At 69.4% G+C, this 25524-nt stretch carries 23 protein-coding genes and 1 pseudogene; 7 read left to right on the forward strand and 17 right to left on the reverse strand.

Going from position 1 to position 25524, the window contains the following annotated elements:
- Positions 1–166: 166 nt before the first annotated feature.
- A complete protein-coding gene (locus tag NB3_RS08855) occupies positions 167–1534 on the forward strand; it encodes an amidase (protein WP_067799313.1) in 1368 nt (455 codons plus the stop codon).
- A 133-nt stretch (positions 1535–1667) separates the two neighbouring features.
- Positions 1668–3008, forward strand: coding sequence for a phosphatase PAP2 family protein (locus NB3_RS08860; RefSeq protein ID WP_244891814.1), 1341 nt, complete (start codon positions 1668–1670; stop codon positions 3006–3008).
- Between the two features lie 339 nt (positions 3009–3347).
- On the opposite strand, the gene NB3_RS08865 is transcribed toward NB3_RS08860, so the two are convergent.
- The 7 genes from NB3_RS08865 to NB3_RS08895 all read right to left on the reverse strand — a co-directional run bounded on the left by NB3_RS08865 (position 3348) and on the right by NB3_RS08895 (position 9622).
- Complete coding sequence (locus NB3_RS08865) at positions 3348–4754, reverse strand: AMP-binding protein (protein WP_067799318.1); 1407 nt, start codon at positions 4752–4754, stop codon at positions 3348–3350.
- A complete protein-coding gene (locus NB3_RS08870; protein ID WP_067799323.1) occupies positions 4747–5349 on the reverse strand; it encodes an energy-coupling factor transporter transmembrane component T family protein in 603 nt (200 codons plus the stop codon). The genes NB3_RS08865 and NB3_RS08870 overlap by 8 nt, the downstream gene beginning before the upstream one ends.
- A complete protein-coding gene (locus tag NB3_RS08875; RefSeq protein ID WP_067799326.1) occupies positions 5346–6026 on the reverse strand; it encodes an energy-coupling factor ABC transporter ATP-binding protein in 681 nt (226 codons plus the stop codon). The genes NB3_RS08870 and NB3_RS08875 overlap by 4 nt, the downstream gene beginning before the upstream one ends.
- Positions 6023–7150 carry a thiolase family protein gene (locus NB3_RS08880; protein WP_067799329.1) on the reverse strand — a complete coding sequence of 376 codons (1128 nt, stop codon included), beginning with the start codon at positions 7148–7150 and terminating at the stop codon, positions 6023–6025. The genes NB3_RS08875 and NB3_RS08880 overlap by 4 nt, the downstream gene beginning before the upstream one ends.
- A complete protein-coding gene (locus tag NB3_RS08885; RefSeq protein ID WP_067799333.1) occupies positions 7147–8268 on the reverse strand; it encodes a class I adenylate-forming enzyme family protein in 1122 nt (373 codons plus the stop codon). The genes NB3_RS08880 and NB3_RS08885 overlap by 4 nt, the downstream gene beginning before the upstream one ends.
- A complete protein-coding gene (locus NB3_RS08890; RefSeq protein ID WP_174553177.1) occupies positions 8261–8845 on the reverse strand; it encodes a biotin transporter BioY in 585 nt (194 codons plus the stop codon). The genes NB3_RS08885 and NB3_RS08890 overlap by 8 nt, the downstream gene beginning before the upstream one ends.
- A 78-nt stretch (positions 8846–8923) precedes the next feature.
- Positions 8924–9622, reverse strand: a complete 699-nt coding sequence (locus tag NB3_RS08895) for an NUDIX hydrolase (protein ID WP_067799336.1) — start codon at positions 9620–9622, stop codon at positions 8924–8926.
- 134 nt (positions 9623–9756) lie between these two features.
- Between NB3_RS08895 and NB3_RS08900 the strand changes: the two genes are divergently transcribed.
- The gene (locus NB3_RS08900; RefSeq protein ID WP_067799338.1) at positions 9757–11496 is read left to right on the forward strand and encodes a DUF3556 domain-containing protein; all 1740 of its coding nucleotides are present in this window, start codon (positions 9757–9759) and stop codon (positions 11494–11496) included.
- A gap of 10 nt (positions 11497–11506) precedes the next feature.
- On the opposite strand, the pseudogene NB3_RS34025 reads toward NB3_RS08900, so the two are convergent.
- From NB3_RS34025 to NB3_RS08920, 6 genes and pseudogenes are all read right to left on the reverse strand, one after another.
- Positions 11507–11686: pseudogene (locus NB3_RS34025) on the reverse strand (hypothetical protein); the annotation flags it as partial.
- Positions 11687–11951: 265 nt separating this feature from the next.
- Positions 11952–12785 (reverse strand): nucleotidyltransferase domain-containing protein, encoded by an 834-nt coding sequence (locus NB3_RS08905; protein WP_067799341.1) that lies wholly within the window; start codon positions 12783–12785, stop codon positions 11952–11954.
- A 174-nt stretch (positions 12786–12959) separates the two neighbouring features.
- Positions 12960–13976, reverse strand: coding sequence for an alpha/beta hydrolase (locus NB3_RS08910; RefSeq protein WP_084486021.1), 1017 nt, complete (start codon positions 13974–13976; stop codon positions 12960–12962).
- Positions 13977–14236: 260 nt separating this feature from the next.
- Positions 14237–15721, reverse strand: a complete 1485-nt coding sequence (locus tag NB3_RS08915) for a phospholipase D-like domain-containing protein (RefSeq protein WP_067799346.1) — start codon at positions 15719–15721, stop codon at positions 14237–14239.
- A gap of 133 nt (positions 15722–15854) precedes the next feature.
- On the reverse strand, positions 15855–15995 hold the full coding sequence (locus tag NB3_RS36100; protein ID WP_157111648.1) for a hypothetical protein: 141 nt from the start codon (positions 15993–15995) through the stop codon (positions 15855–15857).
- Between the two features lie 64 nt (positions 15996–16059).
- Positions 16060–16704, reverse strand: coding sequence for a dihydrofolate reductase family protein (locus NB3_RS08920; protein WP_067799349.1), 645 nt, complete (start codon positions 16702–16704; stop codon positions 16060–16062).
- A 449-nt stretch (positions 16705–17153) separates the two neighbouring features.
- On the opposite strand from NB3_RS08920, the gene NB3_RS08925 reads away from it, so the two are divergent.
- Positions 17154–17999: an oxygenase MpaB family protein gene (locus tag NB3_RS08925; RefSeq protein WP_169810659.1), complete on the forward strand. Its 846-nt coding sequence runs from the start codon at positions 17154–17156 to the stop codon at positions 17997–17999.
- Between the two features lie 41 nt (positions 18000–18040).
- Positions 18041–18973 carry an oxygenase MpaB family protein gene (locus NB3_RS08930; RefSeq protein WP_067799356.1) on the forward strand — a complete coding sequence of 311 codons (933 nt, stop codon included), beginning with the start codon at positions 18041–18043 and terminating at the stop codon, positions 18971–18973.
- Between the two features lie 59 nt (positions 18974–19032).
- On the opposite strand, the gene NB3_RS08935 is transcribed toward NB3_RS08930, so the two are convergent.
- From NB3_RS08935 to NB3_RS08950, 4 genes are read right to left on the reverse strand one after another with little or no spacing between them, the layout of a single operon-like run.
- The gene (locus NB3_RS08935) at positions 19033–20121 is read right to left on the reverse strand and encodes an ABC transporter ATP-binding protein (RefSeq protein WP_067799359.1); all 1089 of its coding nucleotides are present in this window, start codon (positions 20119–20121) and stop codon (positions 19033–19035) included.
- 13 nt (positions 20122–20134) lie between these two features.
- On the reverse strand, positions 20135–20998 hold the full coding sequence (locus tag NB3_RS08940; RefSeq protein ID WP_067799362.1) for a carbohydrate ABC transporter permease: 864 nt from the start codon (positions 20996–20998) through the stop codon (positions 20135–20137).
- Positions 20995–21840, reverse strand: a complete 846-nt coding sequence (locus NB3_RS08945) for a carbohydrate ABC transporter permease (protein WP_218020560.1) — start codon at positions 21838–21840, stop codon at positions 20995–20997. The genes NB3_RS08940 and NB3_RS08945 overlap by 4 nt, the downstream gene beginning before the upstream one ends.
- Positions 21841–21843: 3 nt before the next feature.
- A complete protein-coding gene (locus NB3_RS08950) occupies positions 21844–23154 on the reverse strand; it encodes an ABC transporter substrate-binding protein (RefSeq protein ID WP_067799365.1) in 1311 nt (436 codons plus the stop codon).
- Between the two features lie 668 nt (positions 23155–23822).
- Between NB3_RS08950 and NB3_RS08955 the strand changes: the two genes are divergently transcribed.
- Entirely contained in the window at positions 23823–24425 is a 603-nt protein-coding gene (locus NB3_RS08955; protein ID WP_067799367.1) for a YdcF family protein, read from the forward strand.
- Positions 24426–24470: 45 nt separating this feature from the next.
- The gene (locus NB3_RS08960) at positions 24471–25508 is read left to right on the forward strand and encodes a fused (3R)-hydroxyacyl-ACP dehydratase subunits HadA/HadB (RefSeq protein ID WP_067799370.1); all 1038 of its coding nucleotides are present in this window, start codon (positions 24471–24473) and stop codon (positions 25506–25508) included.
- Positions 25509–25524 lie beyond the last annotated feature (16 nt).

Consider the following 25524-nt stretch of genomic DNA (forward strand, 5'->3'; position numbering starts at 1 on the left):
CCGGCGCGGTCACGGATTCGCCGATGCGCGGCCGCTCGTTCCCCCGAGCGGCAAGCCGCGGAGCGTTGTGGCGTCACCCCCTGGCGGTTACCGTGAGCCACGAGTTCCACAGGCCGGTGGCGGCACAGCCCCGATCGTCGCGACCAGAGGTACCCAGGAGGTTGCGATGACATGGGCAGGCGCGTCGGCCGGTGAGATCGCGGCGGGAGTGCGGAGCCGGACGGTGTCCCCGCTCGAGGTGGCCGACGAGCACCTGGCCCGCATCGCCGCACTGGACACACGGATCAACGCCTTCCGGATCGTGCGCCACGAGCAGGTCCGCCGCGAAGCCCGCGCGCTGGCCACCCGCGGCGATCTCGCCGACCTTCCGCTCGCCGGAGTCCCGGTGGCGGTCAAGGACAATCTCGACCTCGCCGGGTGCGTGACCGGCCACGGGTCGCGCGCGGCGCGGCAGACCGCGGCCGAGTCCGACACCGAGCTGGTCCGCAGGTTGCGTGCCGCGGGTGCGCTGCTGATCGGCAAGACCAACGTGCCCGAGCTGTGCCAGTGGCCGGTCACCGAGAGCGCCGCGCACGGCATCACCCGCAACCCGTGGCGTCTGACGCACACTCCTGGCGGCTCCACCGGCGGCGGCGCCGCGGCCGTCGCCGCCGGGATGGCCGCGCTGGCAATCGGTTCCGACGGCGGCGGCTCGATCCGCATCCCGTCGTCGTGCTGCGGGCTCGTCGGGCTCAAGCCCGGCGACGGCGTGATCGCGCGCCCGCCCGAACTCGGCTCCAACTGGCTCGGCATATCGACGTTCGGACCGCTGGCCACCACGGTGTCCGACGCCGCCCTGCTCCTCGGTGTGCTCACCGACGACCGCTATCCGGCACCGGCCGCACCCGAGCGGCCCCTGCGGATCGGCATGACCACCGAGCCACCGGTTCTCGGCGCGTCCGTCGACCCGCAGGTGCGCGCGACCATGCTGGCGACGGCCGAAGCGCTGCGCGCGGCAGGCCACACCGTCACCGAGGCGGCGCCGCCGTGGCGGCCGCAGGACGCGCTCGGCTTCCTCGCCCGCTACCTCTCCGGCGTCGCCGAGGACACCACCGACCTCAGCGCCGACCTCTTGGAACCGCTGACCCGCAAGGTAGCCCGCGCCGGACGGGTGATCGGCCGGCTGCACCGCGTGCCCGACGCTCCCCCGCCCCGGCAGTCCGAACGATTCGCCGCGTGGTTCACCGAACACGACCTGCTGCTCACTCCCACCTTGGCGACCCCGCCGGTGCCGGTCGGATCCTTCACCGGAAAAGGCTTTGTGCGAAGCCTGCTCGACGTGCCGCGCTTCATCCCGTTCACGCCGCCGTTCAACACGGTTCGCTACCCGGCGATATCCGTTCCCGCCGGGCTGTCGGACACCGGACTGCCCATCGGTGTGCAGTTCGCCGCGGCGCCCGGCGGCGAAACGACGTTGCTCGCGGTCGCCGCGCAACTGGAGCGCATCCGTCCGTGGCAGCGCCACGCCCCACTGGGCGAGGCGGCGACACCGTAGCCGTTCACCACCGAGCGGCTCCGGTGGACATTGCCGCGTCGGCGACGTACCGATCAGCGCTTTGCCCATGGCCCGGCCCACACCGGGCATCTCCCCGTCCATATGCCGTTAATGTCGCGTTTACGATGTCCCGGTGCTTGTGAACGACGTGCAGGGGAGCTTGACCCCACCGGGCGAGCGAGTGGGTATCGAAGAGCTCCGCGAGCGTCGGTTGCGGCCGGTGGTCGTGTGGTGCGGTGTCGCGGTCATCGTGCTCGCCCTCGTCGGCGGTGAACTCATGGCCGCGCACATCGGGGCGCTTGGACCGTTGACCAGCCTGGCGCGTGACTATGCGGGAACGCCGAAGTCGGCGACCACACCATGGGCGGGATTCCTGCTGGCCCTGGTCGGGATCACGGCGCGCGCACGCGTCGGCGCCGTCGCCGCGGCCGTCGCCGTCGACCTGCTGTTCGTCGTGATCAGGACGGTCGAGGGGCGTCCGTTCACCGTCGGCAACGGTCCGACCATCATTCTCACCGCCCTGGCGGTGCTCGCGTTCGTGCGGTGGGACGGGCAGCGACGCCGCACGGCGTTGCGCACCATCGCCTTCGGCGCGCTGCTGATCGCGGCGACGAAGATCAGCGAGATCTGGCTGGACGTCACCGCGTGGGCCTGCCCGATGGTTCTCGATCCGTACGTGCAGGTCGCCGACCGCGCCCTCGGCAGCCCGTCCTGGCTGGTCGGGCACGCGCTCGAGGTGGCGGGACCGGTGGCGACGGGTGTGGTGCGCTGGGTGTATTTCGAGCTTCCGCTGGCGGCCGTGCTGGTCGCGGCATGGCAGTTGCGCGGCGTGACGACGGGCGGCTGGCCACGGCACTACCTGGTGCGCACCTTCCTGACGCTCGGCGTGGTCGGGCCGATCTGGTACGTGGCCTTCCCGGTGGTCGGGCCGGTGCTCGCCTACGGACCGCAGGGGCTCGGCTTCCAGATCGCCGACGTCTGGCCGGATGTCGTCCCCGCGGTGCCGTCCTCGATCGATGCGCTGCGCTTCGACGGCATCACCCCGCGCAACTGCATGCCGTCGCTGCACACCGCCTGGGCGCTGTCGCTGTTCATCCACTCCAGGCGAGGACCGCTGTGGTTGCGCTGGGGCGGGGCGTTCTGGCTGGTGTGCACACTCGTCGCGACGCTGGGTCTGGGCGCGCACTACGGCGTCGACCTGGTCGTCGGCGCGGCGTTGTGCCTGACGGTGGAATCCGCGCTGCGCGACCCGGATCGGGGCTGGGACCGCGGGCGCGTGCGGATCGTGGCCATGGGGGTCGCCGTCTGCGCCGGGGTGCTGCTGTGCATCCGCTTCTTCGCCGTGCCGATGGCGACGCACCCGATCCCGTTCGGGGTCGTGATCCTCGGCGCGCTCGGTGCGCTGTCGATCCTGTTCTACGCCACCTGGTTCGGTGCGTCGGCGGCGGTATCGAGCGAATCGGCGCGGGGGTGAATCAGCCGCCGCGCCCGATCATCGACCCGGTGAAGGGAACGGTGCCGCGAAGGTGACCCGGCGAGGTTGATCGGGTTTCGGCCAAGGTCGGCCGCGCGTCGGTGACCCGGCAAGATCACCGTGTCCCGGTGAATGACGGGTCCCGCATCGGTGACCCGGCGAGGTGATCAGGTCCCGGCCAAGGTCGGCCGCGCGTCAGTGACCCGGCAAGATCTCCGCGTCCCGGTGAATGACGGGTCCCGCGTCAGTGCCCCGGCAACAGGTGCATGTCTCGGCGCGGAGCCTGAAGGGCCGCGCGTGGGTGACGAGGGCGCGCCGCCGTCCCTCGGCCCGCCCTGGTCAGCGATCGGTCTCCGGATGATCGCCTGCGTGATGCGCGGCCAGCGTGGAGACCAGCGCCGCGCGATAGAGTTTGCCCCGCGGCGTGCGCGGCAGCCGGTCCACGATCAGAACCCGCACCGGCATACTCGGACTCGGCAAACTCGCGCGCAGCCGCCGCCAAATCTCGTCGGCAGCCGGTGCGCCCGCGCCGACCACGATCGCCGCCGCTGGCGCCTCCCCCATGCGCGCGTCCGGCACGCCGACGCAGGCGGCTTCGGCGACACCCGGTATCGCCGTGAGCGCCGCTTCGACGGCGGCGGGTTCCACATTCAGACCCGCCCGGATCAGCATCTCGCTGTCCCGGCCGAACAGCCGCAGGCGGTTGCCGATCACCTCGCCCCGGTCGCCGACCGTCATCCAGCCGTCGACGGGACCGCCCGCCACGCCGTCGGCGGTGAGGTAGCCGTCGAACAGCATGTCGCTGCGTACGTACACCAAGCCGTCGCGGACGCGGGCCTCGACGCCGGAGAACAGTTCGCCCGCCGATTTCTCATCGGCGCTGCCGATCCCGCGATCGAAGGACACGAAGCTCAGTTCGGATGCACCGTAGAAGTGCACGAGCGAGGCGCCGGGCAGAACTTCCCGCAGCGCCTGCCGCCCGGCGCGCGGCCACCGGGCGGCGGAGGACAGCACTTCCCGGACGCCGCCGACCGGGCCGATTCCCGCCCGCACCACGTCCCACGCGATCGTCGGCACCGAATACAACTGCGTCGCACCGTCTCGCAGCGCGTCGGCGACGGGTCGCAGATCGACCGTCGCGCCGCGGGTCAAGGCGTGCAACGCGCCGTAGAGGAAATGCGTGTGGTCCAGCACGCCGGGCACCGAAACCCGGTCCCCCGCACCGATGTCGAACGTGCGGTCGGAACGGTCCAGCGTCGTGGCCCACGACAGCTGATCGCGCACGAACAGCTTCGGCTCGCCGGTGGTGCCGGAGGTGATCCCCACCAACAGTTCGGCGCCAGGGCGCGCCCCGCCCACCGCGCCTTCGGATTCCAGTGCGGCGGCGGTCCGCACGACGCCGTCGAAACCGAGCCGCCGCAGCCGGCGGTGCTGGTGCGGCGCGGCCACGACGGCGCCGGGCCCGGCCAGCGCGAGCACCCGGCTCAGCTGATCGGGCAGCAGATGGCGGTGCAGCAGGACGACACTCACCCCGGCGTGCATCGCCGCGGTCACCGCCACCAGTGATTCGACATCGGACGTGGGAAGCACCGCGACCCGGCGCATGCCGTCCAGCCCGGCGGCGGTGCGCAGGACCTTCGTCCAGAACCGCTCGTAATCGACCCGTTCGCGTTTCGCGATGACCGCGATCGCCGTGGGATGCGCCGCGGCCTGCCGAGCGATCCGCGCGGCGAGCAGTTCAGTCATCGTCCACTCCTCGCGCGGCCAGGGCGTCGCCCATCGCGTCGGCCGTCCGCAGCGCCCGCACCAGCACCGGCGTCACCAGCGCCGTCATCGACCATTGCAGCCCGCGGGCGCGCCTGGCCTCGGCGACGTCGTGCACGATACCCGCCAGCAGCGGGACACACCGGATGGCCAGCGCCAGCAGCAGGCCGATCCGCTCGGGATCGACCCCCACCCGGCGCAGCGGGCCGAGCCACCGGGTGACGGCGTCGAGCATGTCGGTCACCCGGGTGGTGAGGGTGAACAGCGCCGCGAGCGCCACCGAGACCACCAGCACGCCGCACACCACCGCAGCCCGCGCGGGCGAGGTGATCAGCACTTGGAACACGGCGATGAGCACCAGCATCCACACCAACGGACGCAGTTGAGCCACCGCGACCCGCCACGGAATCCTCGCCACCGCGAACAGTCCCGCCGCCACCACCCCCGCGGCCAGCACCTCCCACGGCGTGCGCACGAACACCGCCGTCGCCACGATCGACACCAGCAGCAGCGCCAGCTTCACTCCGGCGGGCATCCGGTGCAGCGGGGAATCGCCCGCGAGGTACAGGCCGATCATCCGACCGACGCCCGGTATGCCGTGACGGCGTCGCCGGGTGTTCCGTCGAACACCACCGCCCCGTCGTCGATCACGATGACGCGTTCGAAGCTCTCCAGCAGCGACAGCTGATGCGTCACGACGATCACCTGCTGATCCACCGCGTCCAGCGCTTCGGCGACGACCCTCGCGTTCCGCAGATCCAGCAGGGTGGTCGGCTCGTCGGCGACGATCACCTCCGGCCGCCGGATCAGGACCGCGCCGATGGCGAGCAACTGTTTCTGGCCGCCGGACAACAGATGTGCGGGGTGCTCGGCGTGGCCCGCCAGCCCGAAACGCTCCAGGATCTCCTGGACCCGCGCCGCGATCTCCTGCTTGCGCAACCCCGACCGCCGCAGCGAGAAAGCCAGATCCTCGGCCACCGTGGGCATCACGATCTGGGTGTCGGGATCGGTGAAGACGAACCCCACCTTCCTGCGCACCTGCGCGCCCTTGCGGGCGGCGTCGAGGCCGTCCACCGTGACCGTGCCGGAACTCGGCGCCAGCAAGCCGTTGATCATTCGCGCCAGCGTCGATTTGCCGGAGCCGTTGGACCCGATGACGCCCACGCGGCGCTCGGTGATCCGCAAGTCTATGTCGCGCAGTACCTTCCGCTCACCGAAGCGGTGACTCACCGAGTCGAAGACGATCTCACTCACGACACTCGCTCCACCAGTACGGCGATGCCCTGCCCACCGCCGATGGCGCAGGCCGCCAAGCCGAGCGCCGGGCCGTCGGCGCACAGCATCTGACTCGCCAGGCGCACCAGCAGGATGGCCCCCGACGCTCCCCATGGGTGCCCCATCGCGATCGCGCCGCCCTGCGGGCAGATCGTTGACTCGTCGAGTCCCAGTTCGTCCGCGACCGCGAGAACCACCGACGCGAACGCTTCGGTGATCTCCACGACACCGAGGTCGGCCACGCCGAAACCGGTGCGGCGCAGCAGTTTGCGGATCGCGGGCACGGGACCGAGACCCGGATACGCCGGGTCGGATCCGGCGACCGCGCAGCCGAGAATCCGCAGGGCGGGCAGCCCGGCCGCTATGGTCTCGGTGGTCACCGCCATGGCCGCCGCCCCGTCGGAGATGCCGCAGGAATTGCCCGCGGTGGCGGTGCCGTCGACGCCGAAGCTGGGGCGAAGGCGCGCGAGCCGGGCGGTGGTCATGCCCGCTCGAATGCGTTCGTCCCGGTGCACGCCGCCGACCGGCACGATCTCCGCGGAGAAATCGGCCGCCGCGGCGAGGGTGTGGGAGCGGGCCGCGTAGGCGTCCTGCCGTTCCCGGCTGATGCCGCGCGCTCGCGCGAGATCGTCAGCGGCCACGCCCATGTCGGGATCGGGGAATCCCGGTGGCGCGAAGGGGGCGCGGGTGTAGCGCACCGGCTCGGCGTCCGCCACGGGCGGCCAGAAGCGCCACGGCGCGGTGCTGGCCGATTCGACCCCGCCGGCCAGGAGCAGTTCGTCCGCGCCGCTGCGCACCCGCAGCGCCGCTTGCATCACCGCGTCGAGGCCGGAACCGCACTGCCGGTCGACGGTGACGCCGGGAACGTGCACGCCCAGCCCCGCGCGCAGGGCAGCGACCCGGGCGGGATCGCCGCCGGGGCCCAGGCAGTTGCCGAGCACCACGTCGTCCACTTCGGCGTCGATGCCTGCCCCGCGCACGGACGCCAGCACCTCGCGCAGCACGGGAGCGGCCAGATCGGTGGTGGTGAGGTCGGACAAGCCGTGGCCCGCGTTGCCGATCGGCGTGCGGCGCGGCGCTACCAGAACGGGGGCCGGGTTCATGCCAGCAAGTGTTTCAGCTCGCCCCTGGCCACCTTTCCCGCGGCCGTGCGCGGCAGCGCGGGCAGCGGCACCCACCGGCGGGGCATCGCCTCTTTCGCCAGTACATGACGCGCTCGCGACCGCACCTCGTCGAGCCCGGCGCGACCGTCCAACTGCACGGCGGCCGTGACGATCTCACCGAACACCGCATGCGGCGAACCGACCACCGCCACCGCGGCGACGCCGTCGAGCGATTCCAGGACGCGCTCCACCTCCTCGGCGACCACCACGGTGCCGCCGACGTTGATCGCGCAGTCGCCCCTGCCCAGCACCGTCAGCTCACGGTCGTCACCCAGCTCGGCGAGGTCGCCGACGCCGAACCAGTCGGGCGCGCCGAGCACCCGGTAGGGCGAGCGGACGTAGAGCAGTCCGTCGCGCACCTCGGCCTCGACACCGTCGAGCAGCCGCATCGGCTCGGGAACGCGCCGCGCCGCCACCAGCGAGACCTCCGAGGAGCCGTAATACTCCACGACCTCCAGATGACCGGCCGCGGCCAGCGCACCGTCGTCGAGCGCGATGCCTGCGACGATCGCGGTGCGCAGACGCGGGCAGGTCGCCACCACGTCACGCAGTACCGCGGGAACCGCGTGCACCACCGTGGCTCGTGCCCGGTCGTCGGTGACGCACGCGCCGCGCCACAGCGCGTGCAGCGCACCGAACAGATGCATGGTGGCGTGCAGCGGTCCGGTGAGCAAGACACGGTCGTCCGGTTCGACGCCGGTGATCCGCGTGAACGCGGGGAAACTGTCGTACCAGGAGGCGGCCGTTCGCGCCAGCGGCCGCGGGCGTCCGGTCGAGCCCGACGTCGCCACCAGCAGAAACGCCGCCGCGGGAAGGCCGGCACGCTGCGGTCGCGCGGCGGGATTCTCCACGAAGACCGGGATGCCGCGCCGGGCCGCGGCGCAGACACAGATCAGCGCGTCCGGAACCGGAAGGCCCGACGCGTCGTAGACCGCCGCCTCCGGGTCGCGGGCGATCCAGCGCTCGATCGCGCGGTCGAGTTCCCGGTAGGTGAAGCGGTGGCCGCCGAAGTCGACGGCGGGCGCGTCGCCGGTACCGCCGAGTTCGGGACTACGCACGGATCACACCGGGATACGCGCGGTGCACTCCTTTGGCCACCACGGTCGCGACCACGACTTTCAGCAGGTCACCGGGAATGAACGCGAAATTGGTGGTGATGGCGGCCCGCACACCGAGATCGGTGCGCAGCAGCAGGCCCGCGATGCCGAAGAGATAGATGATCACCAGGCCGCCGACGGCGTTGATGAGCAGGCCGAGCGCGACCGGGTATTTGGGCAGGATGCGGGCCGTGCCCAGTCCGATGAACAACGCCGCGGGAATCCAGCCGATCAGATAGCCGGCGCTGGGGCCTGCCAGCGCGGTCAGACCGGTACGCCCACCGGACAGCAGCGGCAGGCCGAGCATCGTGAGCGCCAGGAAAACCACCACCGCGGCCGTCCCGTTACGCGCCCCGAGCACCGCACCGGCCAGGATCACGCCGAGGGTCTGCACCGTGATCGGCACGCCGCTGAACCCGACCGTGATGGCGCCCGGCAGGCCGAGCGCCGCGATCAGCGCGGCGAAGACGGCGATCTGCGCCATGTCCCGCGCGGAAACACCCACCCTCGGCTCCCGAGAGTTCTCGACACCCTCCACGACAACCCTCCGCCTAGAACTTGAACGATGTTCAAGATAGCAAACCGGCCATGGCGGCGCGCACCGAGCGTCGCGGTGCTACCGGTGGGTCCACTGCGGCTGCGCGAAGTGGGCGACTCTGGCCGCCGCGGGGTCCGTGCCGAGCAGGACGACTTCGCGGAATTGCCACAGCAGCGCGCCGGTGGGGGCGTGAATGGTCATGTTCGGCCCGAGCCGCATCTGCAGCAGACCCGCTTCGCCCGCGGGCGCGGTGTCGTCGCGCAGTTCCGCTTGCCGCACCGCGTCCTCGGCGCGCACCCAGCGCGGGGTGTCCTCGGCGGCGACCCGGGCCAGATCGACCAGGTGCGCCGAGTAGACCTCGTCCGGATTCGGCCGGAGCCGCGTCGCGTCGGTCAGCGCCAGAACAAGGGGTGTGATCGTGAAACCGGATGCCGCGGGGAAGTCGTCGAGCGCGCCGAGCAGATCATCGGGAGCCGCGTCCAGGCCCAATTCCTCGCGCAATTCACGCAAGGCGGCCTGTTCGGCGGTCTCGCCTTCCTCCAAGCGGCCACCGGGCAGACCCCACTGTCCGGCGTTGCGGCCACGGTAGGCCCGCTTGATGACGATCACCGACAGTGGTCCGTCGGGCTCCTCGACCACGCAGAGCACCACCGCCGCGCGGCGCACACCGGGCAGATCGGCGACCTCGATGCGCGGGAACGCGGCCAAGCGGGCCCGCGCGAGCACGCGGAATTCGTCGATGCTCGTGGGTAGCGGCGTTTTCGAGATCGGCTCCATGACTTCGATCCTGCCCGACCCCACGGAAGAGCGCGACAAAGGAAGTCGTTGACAGCAACTGCCTCACCTGTCACCGTATCGGGAACCTCGGGGCCCGGACCACGCCCCCGGCGTTCGCGATCGGAGCGTGCTTGATGGGATTTCTCGAGCCCGACCTGCCGGTGGTCGACATGGCCGAATGGAGCAAGGGCACGCGCGCCGAGCGCATCCGCCCCATGGCCAGGCACTGGGCCGAGGTCGGCTTCGGCACACCGGTGGCACTGCACCTGTTCTACGTCGGCAAGATCTGCCTCTACGCGCTCGGCGGCTGGCTGATCGTGCTGACCACCGACGGCGTCGACGGGTTCACCGACATCGGCGCCTGGTGGTCGGAGCCGATCGTCTTCCAGAAGATCGTGCTCTACACGCTGCTGTTCGAGGTGGTCGGCCTGGGCTGCGGATTCGGCCCGCTCAACAACCGCTACTTCCCACCGTTCGGCTCGATCCTGTACTGGTTGCGCCCCAACACCATTCGCCTGCCACCGTGGCCAGGACGGATACCGCTCACCAAGGGCGACAACCGCACGCCGGTGGACGTCGCGCTGTACGCGGCGCTCTTGGCGATGACAGCGGTGGCGTTGCTGTCCGACGGAACCGGCCCGATACCGGAACTGGACACCACCGTGGGGTTGTTGCCGCACTGGCAGGTGCTGGCGGTACTCGGACTGCTGACGGTACTCGGGCTACGCGACAAGGTGATCTTCCTGGCCGCCCGGGGCGAGGTCTACGCCACCCTCACGGTCGCCTTCCTTCTCCCCGGAGCCGATTCGATCGTCGCGGCGAAGCTGATCTTCGTCGTGATCTGGATGGGTGCGGCCACCTCGAAACTCAACAAGCATTTCCCTTTCGTGGTGTCCACGATGATGTCCAACAGTCCGGTGTTCCGGCCGAAGCCGCTCAAGCGCGCGTTCTTCGAACGCTTCCCCGACGATCTGCGTCCGGGGCCGTTGTCCCGCCTCTTCGCCCACGGCGGCACGGTCGTCGAGATGTGCGTTCCGCTGGTGTTGTTCTTCTCCCACGGCGGTTGGCCCACGACGATCGCCGCGATCGTGATGGTGTGCTTCCATATGGCGATCCTCACCGCCATTCCCATGGGCATCCCGCTGGAGTGGAACGTCTTCATGATCTTCGGCATCCTCGCGTTGTTCGTCGCGCACGCCGATCTCGGTCTGGGCAGCCTGCGCGAGCCCGTGCCGGTGGCAGTGCTGTTCGCCGTGATCGTGAGCATCGTGATCGCCGGAAATCTGTTCCCGCGCAAGATTTCCTTCCTGCCGGGCATGCGCTACTACGCGGGCAACTGGGACACCACCATGTGGTGCGTCAAACCCTCGGCCGCGGAGAAGATCGGCCGAGGCGTCGTCGCGATCGCCAGCATGCCGCAAGCCCAGCTGGAGCGGTTCTACGGCAAGGATCGGGCGCAGATCCCGATGTATCTCGGGTACGCCTTCCGTGCCATGAACACCCACGGCCGCGCCTTGTTCACGCTCGTCCACCGCGCCATGCCCCCGGGCCGCGAAGACGAGTACACCCTCACCGACGGCGAGCGCATCTGCAGCACCGCCATCGGCTGGAACTTCGGCGACGGCCACCTGCACAACGAACAACTCATCGCCGCGCTGCACCGCCGCTGCCACTTCGGCCCCGGCGAAGTGCGCGTCGTACTCCTCGACGCCCAGCCGATCCACCGCCGGACCCAGCAATACCGCCTCGTCGACGCCGCCACCGGCGAATTCGAGCGCGGCGAAGTCCGAGTCGCCGACATGGTGACCCGCCAACCCTGGGCCGACGACCTACCGGTGCGCGTGCATCACAGCGCTGGCGCACCGGAGCAGTGACAGCCGCGGCTCAGGCGTCCACCGATGTCATGGCGTCGGCCTCGACCGGTTCCGGTTGTTTCGGCGCGGGCGGCACCCACCCCCGCAACGGCTGCACGACCGATCCGTAGAAGGCATCGGTCGCCGCTGTCACGCTGGCGATGAACGTCGCGGCGGTCCCGGACCCGGACCGCCTGTTGCCCATGGGAAAGGGGCTGCGACGCACTGCTATCCGGGTGAAGCGATTCCGCTGTTACATACTCTGGGAAGGGAGCCGCAGCATCGACTGCGGCGCTCTCCCGCTCGGCCGACGTTCGGCTCCTCCTCCTTGCGTGGTGGGTCAGAGAGACCTCATCTTGGCGATTGCATATCTAGATGCGCATATCTTCAAAATTCCATGTTCCCGCTGAGTCCGTCAGTAGCGGCGATAGACCGAGATGGGTTGTCCTGCCCCTGCGAGTTCGAAGGAAAGTCTCCTACCTCTCTGGAAGGCCGTGGTTTTCCACGCGATCACCAGCTGCCCGGGTCGCGGCTTCGCCGACGCGGTCCCCTACCCAAGCCAGGAAGGTTCGTACATCGGTGGTCGGCAGTGGGAGTGCTGCCGAGCGGGGTTGTTGGAAGCTGCGCAGTGCCGTTTCGATGAGGGGGGCGAAGTCTTTCTCCGAGGCCGCGATCGTCTGCGCGGCTTCGCGTTTGGCCGACCAGCGGCCCGTGCGGCAGAACGCTACCGCCCGGCAGCCGTTCAATACCCGGTTGTCGCCCAGATGGCCGGCTCCCCCGGCGTGTTCGCGAACCGAAGCCAGGAGCGCGGCGTGGACGTCGCGCCGCGACGGCGCCGCCATGATCTGCCGCACGGGAGTGCCGTACAGAAGACGCCCGGTCTGGTGTGCGATGGAACGGTCGATGACGTACCAGAAGGCCGATGATTCGGCCGGATCGAAACTGACGCGGTTCGGCAACATCGGACCGGTGTTGAGGTCCATGAGGTAACCGGCCGCACTGGACGGTGCGGCGACGAAATCCGCGCCGTAGACGACGAGTTCGAGCCCGGCCGCCGGGCAGGGCAGCGCCGGATGCGCCAGCGATTCGGCCAGATCACGCAGGGCCTGCGCAGGTAGCGACGGGGCGACGACGATCACCACATCGACGTCGCTGCGCTCGTGCCGATAGTCCGCCAGCGCGACCGATCCCACCGCGAACACACTCACCAGATGGCGCCCGCAGACGGTGCGGGCGCGGCGGACGAGGGCGTCGAGATACGGGCACAACTCGACCGGAAGGAGGTCCGGATCCACCAGCACGCGGGTCATGCGGGCCAGTATCCCGCCACGGCCGCCTCCGGGCGGAACCCGCACGGATCCCCGGAGCTGTGCAGGCCGGTCCGCCGGCCGGTCGGCGCGAGCATGTCACCTCCTACTGAGCCCGTCCACGGGCGGTCCGCCCAGCCGCTGCTCACATCATCTTCTCGACCACGGAGCCGTCGCTCAGTGTGGCAATCCGAGGCCTTCGGCCAAGACCGGCCATGAAACCTTGAGTGCCTCCTGCCAATACCCCCACGAGTGCGTGCCGGTGGGCTGGAAATCGTAGGTGGCGGGGATGCCGAGAGCGTTCAAGCGGTCGCGCATATTGTGCGTACACCAATTGACCGCTGCCTCGATCAACCCGCCCAACACCAGCTGGTTCAGATATCCACGCGGTCCTGGCTGGGCATACTCGCCGTTGTAAGTGTCGTACATTCCAGGCACTCCGGTTCCGGTGGACAGGAACAGGCGTATACCGCGCAGCTGATCCGCGTGCAGGTACGGATCATTGGCCGCCCACATCGGGTCGTCGGGCGGGCCGTACATGTTCTCGGTGTCGCCGCCGCCCCAGCTCTCCACCGCGAGTTTCACGAACTCGCGCCCGATCGGGTCGCTGACCTGCGCGCACCCGCTGTAGGCCGCGACCGCCTGATACAGGCCGGGTTTGGCGATCGGCAGTTGCAGCACCGAGGTACCGGAGGTGGACAGTCCCGCGATGGCGTTCACCCCGGTCGTGCCGAACTCGGCGTCGATCAGCGGTGGCAGCTCCTCGGTGAGGAACGTCTTCCATTTGTACACACCGAGTTTCGGATCGGGCGCGCGCCAATCGGTGTAGTAACTCCAGCGCCCGCCCACCGGCTGCACGACGTTGACGTCCTTGTCGGCGAGGAAACGCAGCACGTCGGTGTTCTTCTGCCAGGTCGCGCTGTCCTGACCCCCGCCGCCCCCGTTCAGCAGATACAACGTCGGCCGCGGGACCGAACGGTCGGCCGGGCGCAGCACCTTCACCATGATGTCCTGCCCCATCGCCGCGGAATGCACCCGCACCTGCACCGTGCGTTCGTCCTCCGCCCACGAACCGGTGATCGACGCGGCATCGGCCCGCGCGGGCGCTGCCGCCGTGACCACGCCCGCGGTCACGGCGAACACGGCCGCCAGGACGACGAGCGCGTGCGCCATCGGGCGGCAGACCACTCCCATTCCAGCGCGCGCTCGCACCGGACCGACAACAGGTGCGGCGGCACGTCCGGCGTCGACGTCGAAACTTCGTTTCATCGCGTGGTCTCCTCCAACCGTTCGTCTGTCCCGGCGCCCATTCGGCTGCTCGACGAACCGAGTTGCGCCAACGCTAGAACCGGAGCAGGCGGCACGGTTTCCCGGTTCGGCAGATCTGGACACCTCACGAATCGGCCCGGATGCCACTGAGGGCACGGCACAAGCAGCCGGCATACCGCGACGATCTACCGGCGCTCCGCTCTCGCTGCCTTCAGCTTGCGAAAACTCCAGCTGAGCAACGGGTTGTTCCACACGCTCGGTGGCGTGCGTTCAGGGTCCATCAGTTCGTTCTCCGCAAGCGGGCTGTCCTCGCCCTCGACAGTCGCCGGCTCGAACCGCACCAGGGTCCGGCCGTTACCGCGCAACGTCTCGACCGTGCGCAGAAGCGACGACGTCTCGGCGAACGCGGCGTCGAAGTCGGCGATCTCGGCATCGAGATGTTCGCAGATCAGCTGGCGCCGGATACCGAGGATGGTGTCCCGCAGCAGGTCACCGTCCGCGGTAGCGGGGGTGACCTCGACCGCGAGGTCACATTCGGTGTCGAAACCCATCGAACGGTTGTTGAGGTTCGACGACCCCACCCGCAACAGCCGATCATCCATCACCAGCACCTTGGCATGCACATAGATCGGCGCACCGGCCTCGGTGACGGGGTAATACACGCCGAGCCGGTTCTCGACATCGGCCTCCCACAGCACACGCAGTAGGCGGCGGCGGGCCCCATCCATCGCCTGTTGCTCGAGCCAGCCGTCGGCGTGACGCGGCAACACCAGCACGATCTCCGGACCGTTCGGCTCGCGCAGCCGCGCCGCCATCGCCTCGGCGAGGGTACGTGAGGCCAGATACTGGCTCTCGATGTACAGCGACCGCCTGGCGCCCGCGATCGCCGCCAGATACAACGCCTCGACCTCCCGGACTTCGGCGCGGTCGGCGAGCTCGGGGAAGGTCCGCGCGATGCCCACCTCTACGGACCGCATCGTCGGCTCCAGCCCCGCAGGCCACGGGGCGTCACCGGCGATCTCGTCGACCGGGTCCAACTGCTGTCCCGTCGCCGCCTTCCACCGTGCCCGAGCCAACTCGCCGATCGCCCTCGCCGCGGCGCCGTCCACAGCGGTGGTCGCGTCGTGCCAGGGTCCGTACCTGGTGCCGTTCGGCTCGGTTCGATAGTGGTTGTCGTCCCGATGGTCGCTGGTGTCCCAGCGGTCGACGGTCATGTCGATACCACCGCAGAACGCGAGCGCGTCGTCGATCACGACGATCTTCTGATGGTGCGCCGACCCGATCGGGTGCGCACCGTCCATTTCCAGGTGCAACCGCCGATCGGTCATCCAATTGACGATGAAGATCGGCGTCATCCCACGGCCGATCGCCGCGATCGCGCCGATATTCCATTTCAGCAGGTAGATGTCGAGATCCGGGCGCTGTTTCGGCAGCCAGGACAGGAATTCACCCAGTCGATCGGGCCCTTCGAGCGTCTTGTCCCGAGGTTCGAAGCTGATCCGGGTATCGAAGTCCCAACCGATCAGCACGATGCGCTTGCGGGCTTGCAGCATCGCGGACTTGGCATAGCGGAAATAGTCCGCCGCGTCGACGATGCACGCCAGCCGATCGGCCCGGGCGATCTGCCAGCAAGTCTCGCCGGGGATGAGGAGTTGTCGCTCGTCGTTCATCTGTACTCAGTGCTCCCATCCAACCGGCCACCCGTCCCCGCAGGTGAACGATTCACAGTACTGCGCGGTGACTCACCCCCTCCCCCGTCGCCCCCCGCCGCGCTGCCGGGGCTCCCCGGTGATGCGCGACGGATCAGGGTCGCGGGCCGCCCCGGCCGGTGATGGCAGCCTCTGAACATCGGACCGGTCCCGTGGTGTGCAGGCGGCCCAGATCGATGGCGCTGTCGTCGGTGGCGATCGTGGCTTCGATGACGTCGCCGTCCTGCGAGTACATCGGGTTCTCGGCCTGACCCGGGAAGTGGCGCCGCTCACCCCGGCGAAAACTCCGCGGGCAGGAGTCAGCGCCGCCAGAACAAGTGGTGTACCACCCCGCTGGAGCTGGGGACCTGTTCCAGATGGAAGCGGTCGGTGAGTTCGTCCGGGGTGGCCCACAGTCTTTCCCCGCGGCCGAGCACGACCGGGGCGACGGCGATGTGCATCTGATCGATCAGGTCCGCGTCGAGGAACTCGCGGACGGTGGAAACACCGCCACCGATGCGTACATCCTTACCGTCGGCGGCTTCGAAAGCCCGAGCCAACGCCTCCTTCGGAGACGCGTCGAGGAAATGGAACGTGGTCTCACCGAGGGTGATCGAGGGGCGCGGGTGGTGGGTGAGAACGAACACGGGTGTGCGGAACGGCGGCTCGTCGCCCCACCATCCCTGCCAGTCGTAGTTGTCCCACGGTCCGCGCTGCGGGCCGAATTTGTTGCGCCCCATGATCTCCGCGCCGATGTTGTTGCGATAGTCACGCGTGAAGTAGTCGTCGAGACCGTAGGTGCCGCCGGGGTCGGTCCGGTTGGGCCAGTGCGCGGTGGCGCCGCACCAGGAGAACAGCGCGCCTGGATCCGCGTGGCCGAAGGGCCGCTCCAAGGTCTGCCCTTCCCCGGCGCCGTAGCCGTCGCTGGAGATGTTGAAGTTCTGCACGCGAACCTGTGGTGACATCGGAATCCTTTCTGATTGCAATATGCAATCGGTTGGAATCTACCCATACCGATCTCGGGTCGCAACCAGTTGCCTACGGCAAGCCGCCGACGCCCCACAGGCAGCACGGGAGCCCCATGGATCCGGCGGTGGAGTTCCCCGGTAATCGCGGCGCGGAATCGAGTGCGTAGTCAGCGGCCCGAAGTCCATCGCTCGATTGATAGACATTTACGACTTCTCTATCGCATGCAGCCTGCGCATCACTCTTCGCTGCGCCACAAGGCCAGGGCGCGCCGTTGAGCCCCCGCTCCATCCATATCCACTGGGCAAACACGTAGGGGGAATGATAGAATTAAGACGTCGTTCTATCATTCCTACGGTGGCAGGCACCTCCCCGGGATGGCGAGACGTACTTCTTCAGGTCTTCCGACCTCACTCGGCACCGAAAGAGACGGCTGAGCATGTCGACGATGAAACCGGAACCGGTGACGACTTCCGCGCTACGTCCCGTGGGCCCGGGTTCGGCGACCTGGCGATGGGGCGTGGACTGGCGCACCGTGCTGGCGAGCCGAGCCGTGCTGCTTCTGGAAGTGGCGCACCCGGTGGTCGGCGCGGGCGTCATCGATCATTCCGAGTTCCTCAGCGATCGGTGGGCGCGCATCACCCGCACCTTCGCGTCGGTACGGCGGGTCAACGGATTCCACGGGTCCGAGGCCGCGATCGCCGAAGGGCTGCGGCTGCGCGAGGTGCACCGCGACATCTCCGGCACCGACGCGCAGGGACGCCGCTACCACGCGCTGAACGCCGACGCCTATCTGTGGGTGCATGCCACCGGTTACGCGGGCCCGGCGGAGGTCCGCCGAGTGTTCGACGGACGTGTCGACACCGACCGCGAGGAGGCGTTGTTCCAGGAATGGCGAGACCTCGCCGGCGTCCTGCGCATTCCCGACCGTGTCGTCCCGCGAACGCGCGCGGAATTCTGGGCGTACTACCGGCGCACGGTCGCGGACGTCCTCGAACGCAATGCCGCCACCGATCTGCTGCTCGAACTCGACCGCAAGCCGATGCCGGTGCCGCCGCAACTCCATCTGTCGCAAACGGTGTGGAACGGGTTCGCCGTTCCGCTGGCGGCACTGCTCCGATCGACCACCGCGGGCATGATGCCGCCCGAGTTGCGGGACCGGCTGGGATTGACGTGGTCACCTGCGCGCGAGAGACGATTCGACCGCACCGTCGCCACGGTGCGGATGCTGGATCGGCTGTTGCCGGACAAGATCCGCCATCCGGTCGCCCACCGCACCGCCGCGCTCCCCTGATTTCCGTTGTCCCGTCGAAGAAGCCGGAGAAGGACGAAAGCATGGTCCAGCCATCCCCCGCGGCCTGGGGAGCCGCGTCAACGACCCCACGAGCGAGACGACGCGAAACCGACGCGCTCGAAACGCTGTTCCTCGCCGACGAGATCTCGGCATGGTTGTCGCCGGCCTACGGCGCGGCCAACGTCGTGATGCAGCTCGCCGACTCCGGAGTCGCCTACGGCGCGGCCAACGTCGTGATGCAGCTCGCCGACTCCGGAGTCGCCTACGGTGTCATGGAGAGCAAGGTCGACAGCGGCAACCTCCACAAGCACCCGATCAAACGCGGTCGCACCACCATGACCTACATCGCGGTGGCCGTCGCGGGCAATGCCCAGGACCGCCGCATCTACCGTGAGGCGGTCGACAGCGCGCATGTTCAGGTGCGGTCGTCGTCGCGAAGTCCGGTGCGCTACAACGCGTTCGATCCGCACCTGCAACTGTGGGTCGCGGCCTGTATGAGCGCGGTATTCGAAGACACCCGCCGGCTGCGCGGTGGCCGCACCTACCACGATCCCGACGCCGTCCACCGGGCCGCGGCCGTCTTCGCGACCACCCTGCAAGTGCCGCGCGAGATGTGGCCCGCTGATCGCGCGGCCTTCCAGCGGTATCGGGACAACCGCCTCGATCGGCTCGAATTCGACGACCGGATGCGCGAATTCCTCGTCGGCATCGCCCGCCTGGACTTCCTTCCCGCACCGTTCCAGGCGCTGTTCGGCGACTGGAATCTGTTCATGACAGTCGGCTACCTCCCGGCACAGCTGCGCGACAAGCTCGGCTTCACCTGGACCGCCGTCGAGCAAGATCGATTCGATCGCTGGCAGCGCCTGCTACGGATGTTCGACCGGCTCACCCCGCGGGCCGTGATGCGGCTGAGCATGCGCGCCGCGGTCTGGGATATGCGGCTGCGTTACGTCACCGGAGCCACCGTCGTATAGCGCCGACGACGGCCTGGTCGGTGCACGGCCTGCGCACCAGCATCGTGCCGGTGATCGGATCACCGGGATTGCAGAAGCATTCCCGTCTCCGGGTCATACCAGCGGCATGCGTCGGGCGGCAGGTACAAATCCGTGGTGTCGCCCTCGGCGGCGCGGAAGCCGGGCGCTGCTTGCACTTTCACGATCTGCCCGCCGACGCGGGTGGTGAGCAGGGTCGAGGAGCCGAGCGGCTCGAGCACTTCGAGTTCCCCGCGCACCGTCGCCTCAGCGGGGCCTTCGCGCATCACGATGGCCTCGGGCCGGATACCCAGCCGGAGCGTGCCGCCGACGAAGGACGACAGCGCCGCCGGAACCGTGAGCGATTGGCCGCCGATGTCGATGCGCGGCCCGTTCTCGGTCGCGGCGACCGTGCCGGTGAGGAAGTTCATCGGCGGGCTGCCGAGGAACCCGCCGACGAATTCGGTCGCCGGATCGTCGTAGACCTCGGTCGGCGGGCCGCACTGGACGATCGACCCGTCCCGCAGCACGGCGACGCGGTTGCCCAGCGACAGTGCCTCGACCTGATCGTGGGTGACGTAGATGGTCGTGGTGCCCAGCTCCGCGACCAGCCTTTTCAGCTCGGCACGGAACGACAACCGCAGCAGGGCGTCGAGGTTGGACAGCGGCTCGTCCATGAGCAGCACGTCGGCGTCCATCACGATCGCCCGCGCCACCGCGACACGCTGGCGCTGCCCGCCCGACAGCCGCGCCGGGTACCGGTCCAGGTAGGGCGTCAGCTGCAGCAGTTCGGCGGCCCAGGCGACCTTGCGCCGGATCTCGTCGGCGGGCACGCCGTGCACGCGCAGGCCGAAGCCGATGTTGTCGGCGACCTTCTTGTTCGGGAACACGGCGTAGGACTGGAACACCATCGACAGGTTGCGCCGTCGCGGTTCGAGATAGGTGACGTCCTTGCCGCCGATCACGATCTGCCCGGAGTCCGGCAGCTCCAGCCCGGCGATCATGCGCAGCAGGGTCGTCTTGCCGCAGCCGGACGGCCCGAGCAGCACCATGAACTCGCCGTCGGCGATCTCCAGCGAGACCTCGTCGGTGGCACGGGCCGTGCCACCGGGATAGGTCTTCACCAGATCGCGGACCATCACCTCTGCCATCGGCGAACCCCTGTCATCTCAGCGTCGTCCCCCACATGTTCACCAGGTAGCGCCGCATCACGAAGATGAACACCAGCGCCGGGATGATCAGCGCGAAGCCACCCGCGAAACGGTAGGCGGTCGACGCCTCGTCCAGCGCCGTGAGCACCTGCGCGGGCAGCGTGCGGTGGCCGAGCGTCACGATCGTCGCGCCCAGGATCTCGTTCCAGGACAGGACGAAGGTGAAGATCGACGACGCGGCCAGCCCCGGCAGCGCCAGCGGCACCACGACCCGGCGCGCGGCCTGCCACCGAGTGCACCCGAAGACCTGGGCCGCCTCCTCCAGATCGGGGGGCACCGCGACGAAGATGCTCGCCGTGATGAGCACGGTGGTCGGCAACGCGAGCGTGGTGTGCACCAGCGTCACGGCGAACACCGTGTCGTACACGTCGAACCGCAGGAATACCGTGGCCAGCGGCACCGACAGCACCACGATGGGCAGTGCGCGCACGAAGAGGATGAAGACCTGGTAGGTGTCTTTGCCGCGAAAGGCGTTGCGGGCCAGCGCGTAGCCGGCCGGCGCGCCGATCACCAGCGACCAGAACACCGTGTAGAGGCCGACGAGCACCGAATTGCCCAGCGCGCCCGCGGTTCCCGTGGCCCGGAAGAACGAGACCAGGGTCTCGGTGGAGAACTCGCTGGGAATCAGCGGCTTCGGGAACTCGGTGAGCGCAGCGCGGGAGGACACGGCGGCGAGTCCGATGAGCACGATCGGCAGCGCCATGAACAGGCTCACCGCCGTGCAGGCCAGCTGCACCCACACGGCACGCCTGCGACGCCTGCGCAGTGGTGCGCGGTCGATCGGCGGCAGTGCGCGCCGCGCGCTGTCCGGACTCACCGGGCCTGCTCCGGCTGCCGGACCGCCCGCAGGTAGAACACCGCGGTGGCCAGCGAGATCGCCAGCACGATCAGCGAGACGGCGCTGGCGACGGCGGGGTTCTGTAGATTCGCGTACCACTCGTAGGTCTCGCCGACCAGCAGCGGGAAGTCCCGGCCGGTCAACGCCTGTGCCACGGCGAAAGCCTGCAGCGCGAGGATGGTCCGCAGGATCAGCGCCACTTGCAGGCTCGGCCCGAGCAGCGGCAGCGTCACATGCCGCAGCCGCTGCCACAGGTCGGCTCCGAACACCTGCGCGGCCTCGTCGTAGTCGCGCGGGATCATCTGCACGCCCGCAACCACGATGACGAACACCAGCGATGTGGCGCGCCAGACCTCGGCGACCACCACGGCCAGCAGCATGGTGCCCGCGTTGCGATAGCTGAGCCACTGCACGCCGTCCTCGGACAGCCCGATGCCGACCAGCAGCGAGTTCAGGTAGCCGCGATTGTCGAAGATCGACAGCCAGACCAGGCCCGCGGCCAGCTCCGAGATCGCCAGCGGCAGGCACCACAGGTAGAAGTGGCCGTCGGCGAACCGTGGCCTGGCCTGCATGAGCAGGGCCATGCCGACGGCGAGCGCGAGCTGGACCGGCACCACGATGACGATCAACAGCAGGGTGTTGCGCAGGGCGGTGAGCACGTACGGATCGTCGAACAGCCGTTCCCAGTTGGCGAGGGTGAACCCGCCGCCGCCGCGGAACGCTTCGAGCACCGCCTGCACGAGCGGCCAGCCGAACAGGGCCGCCATCAGCACGATCGACGGCAGCAGCAGGAGCCACGGGGAGCGTAGACGCGACAGCACGGCTCATCCCACCCGGCAGAGGTCGGCGGCCGGGTCGGGAGCCCAGCACGGCACCTTCAGCTCGTCGAGGATGCCTTGCAGCACCCGGGCCTGTTGATCCAGCGTGGAGCGGATGTCGGCTCCGTCGAGCACGATCGAGCGGAAGCTGTCCTTGAAGACCTTGCTCACCTCGCCTTCCCGCTGGCCGAGACCCACCGGCGGCAGCGAGAGAACGGCGCCGGGCGCCTCCTGCTGCCTGCGCACCGCGTCGGCTTCGAGCTGGACGGCCGGGGGCAGGTCGGCGGGGATCGCCGTATCGACCGCCGGGAAGAAGCCGTTGGAACGGAGCAGTCGCAGTTGAGTGTCCGGACGGGTCAGCGTGCTGATCGTCCGCTGCGCGAGTTCGGGGTCCGTGCTGCCCCGGGGGATGGCGAGCCCGGCGATCACGGCCATGTAGCCGAGGCCGTGCGCGCCCCGCGGCGCGGGAAGCATCCGCCAGTCGCGCGGGTCGCGCTCGGGCGCGTGGACCAGGCGCACGACGTGGTCCCAGGCCATCCGTACCTCGCCGCTGTCGAGCGGCTCCTGCATGAAGTCCGAATTCGTGCTCGACGGGGCGCAGTTGGCCCACAGCTCACGCAGGTACTGCCACGCCGTCACCGCCTCCTTCGAGCGGAAAGTGGTGATCTGGCCGCCGGTGAACGAGGGCAGCAGGAAGCCCTGGACGAACCGGTGCAGCAGGCCCTTGGGGCCGGCGGGCAGCCCGAGCACGGGGCGATTGCCGTTGGCGCGCCGCGCGGCGACGGCCCAGTCGAGGAATTGGTCGTAGGTCAGCGATGCGGCATCGACGCCGGACGGCAGGTGCTCGAGCGCGTCCGCATGCGCGGCGAGGACGTAACTCGCTGTGGCCCAGGGGATGTACCACGTGCGTTCGGTGCCGACCTTCGCGAGGTTCAGGTATTCCGCGCGCCAGCCGCGTCCGCCGAGGTCGGCGAGCAATCCGGTGAGGTCTTCCAGGTAGCCGTCGGCGAGTGGCGCGATGTCGCCGTGCAGACCGCCGAGCAAGCCGATCCTGGTCGTGCCCGCGTCGACCTGGCTGCGCACCTGGCCCGCGAACGGACTCTCCTCGATGGTCACGTAGCCGACGCCGGGTGCGGCGGCCGCCAGCAGGGCGCGGAACCGCTCGGCCTCGTCGGCGGGACGGAACTGGGTGGACAGGAAGATCATGCCGCCGTTGCCGCTGGTCGCGAATCCGGTACAGGCCGCGGCGGACAGGGCCGCCGCGCCGGAGCCCGCCGCGCGCAAGAATGCTCTGCGCGTCGAACCGGCTACCGGCATACGTGGCTCCTGTTCGGGCACAGCGGGTTTCCGACGATTGTCAGGTCGGTCAACATAAGTGCGCGGAGAGATATTGTCAATGCCCGCGCTGGCCGGCAGGACTCCCCGACGCCCACCGAGCGGAGGGTGCGAGGATCCGCTCGGTGGGCACACCGCCGCGCGCCGGGGACATGCGCGCCGGACCGAGGCGGGTCGAGGGATCCCGGCCGGCGAGCGTAACGCGTGGCGGTCGGCGCTTCCGTCGAGCGGGCGGGGCGAAGTCAGGGCACGAGCCACGCCGCTCGGCGGAAGCACGTCATCCGGTGGTCACCGTGCGCCTCCCAGGAATCGCCTTCCAGCACGGCGACGATCGCCGGCCTGCGCCGGTCGACGGCACCGGAGCCCGGCCAACGCTAGAACCGGTGCACGCGGCCGACCATGCGGAACGCGCGCGTCTGGAGACCTCACGAATACCTCCGGCGCGACCAGGGAAACGGCACAAAGGAGAAGAAAGGGCAATTCCCGAATTCGGTGAACAGGTCGTCCGGCACAAGCGTGCACGTCGAAAACGGTGAATTGTCCAGATCACCAGCTGATCACGGTTCCGCAACGGCCCGCAGCCGCATCATGGAGGACGCTGCACCCCCAGCCGTCGGTGGCCATCCGGTGGCTAACCGCTTGGAGTTGTCTTGTCCGCCATCGTGATTCCTCTCGCCCGCACCCTGCTGGGCGCCGTCGTCGCCGCCGCCGTACTGACCCATCTCCCTTCCGCCGCGGCGGAGGGCACCGGCTCCGCCGAGACGGAACCCGCGCCCGCCGCGCAGGCGCCGATTCCCGCGCCCATGCCGATACCGCGCGGACCGGTGACCGCCATCGTCGTGCTCGGCTACGGGCTGCTGCCCGATGGTGGCATGCGCCCCGAACTGGTCGAGCGCCTGCACGCCGGATACGTGCAGGCCCTGGTGGCCCCTGCCTCGCCGATCATCGTGACCGGCGGCAATGCCCGAAACGGTGTCACCGAGGCACAGGCCATGGCCGACTGGCTGATCGCGCACGGCATGCCCGCGGCGCGCGTCCATCTCGAACCGGAGGCGGGCACGACCGTGCAGAACGCCGAGCGCTCGGCGGCGGTCATGCGCGCGATCGGCGCGCGCGACGCCGTGGTGATCACCTCGGCCGACCACATCGACCGCGCGGTGGGCACCTTCCACGACGCGGGGGTGGACGTCGTCGGCACCGTCACCCCCGAGCAGGTGCCTGCCCTGGCCTGGCGGTTCGGGGCGCTCTTCTGACGAGAGCCCTACCGTCGTCCACGTTTTCGCAATACAGGAGCAACCATGCACGAGACCGCGGTTGATCCGGCCGATCAGGCCAGGTCACTCGTCGACCATCGTTATCGTTCCACTCTCCGCTACGAGGTGGAACGGGAGAAGATCCGCGAATTCGCCCGCGCGGTCCAGGATTCCCATCCCGCGCATCGCAGCGAGGACGCCGCGGCCGAACTCGGCTTTCCCGGACTTATCGCGCCCGCCACATTCAGCTCGATAATCCTCACCAGAGTGCACCGCGAAATCCTGGACACGCTGATCACCGGTTACGACCCGACCCGGATTCTGCACGCCGACCAGGTTTTCGACTTCGGCAGGCCACTGATCGCGGGCGACCGGCTGACCTGCGACATCTATTTCGAGTCTTTCCGGCACTTCGGCGATTACGACGTTCTCGCGATCAAGAGCGTGCTGCTCGACCAGCACGGCGCCGTGGTGCAGACCGGCTCGAGCGCCTTGCTCGCCCGGGTCGGCGGACGCGATCCGGGGTTGGCCGACGCCGTGCGCCGAGTAGCCATGCGTCAGCACCGCCCGGACGCACCGGCCCGAGGCAGCGCCGTCGTCCCGGCCGCGGCGGATCACCTCGCCCCGGCGCCGCTGCGCCGGAGCCCGCGTCCCCGTGTCGATTTCGCCGGCCTTTCGGTGGGCGACGAACTGCCCGTCCGGACCATGCGCCTGTCCCGGGGGGATCTGGTCAACTACGCCGGGGTGACCGGCGAAGCCAATCCGGTGCTGTTCGACGAACGGGTCGCGGTCGCAAGCGGCCTGCCGACCGTGGTCGCCCCCGGCATGCTCAAACTGGGTCTGGCCACCTCGTTCCTGAGTTCCTGGCTCGGCGACCCAGCGGCGGTCACCCGGTTCCGCGCGCAGTTCGCGCACAACACGCACTACCTGCGCGTACCTCCGGTGAGCGCGGGGGTGATCCAATTCCACGGCCGGATCACCTCGCTCGACACCCGCAGGCGGCGGGCGACCGTCGCGCTCGACGCGCGCGCCGAGGGACGCAGACTGTTCGGCTATGCCGCCGCCGAGGTGCGCTTCCCGTAGGCGTGCGCCACCGGCG

Origin of the sequence: Nocardia beijingensis NBRC 16342, from assembly GCF_001612785.1 — a bacterium.
In the GTDB taxonomy this organism is placed as follows: Bacteria; Actinomycetota; Actinomycetes; order Mycobacteriales; family Mycobacteriaceae; genus Nocardia; species Nocardia beijingensis.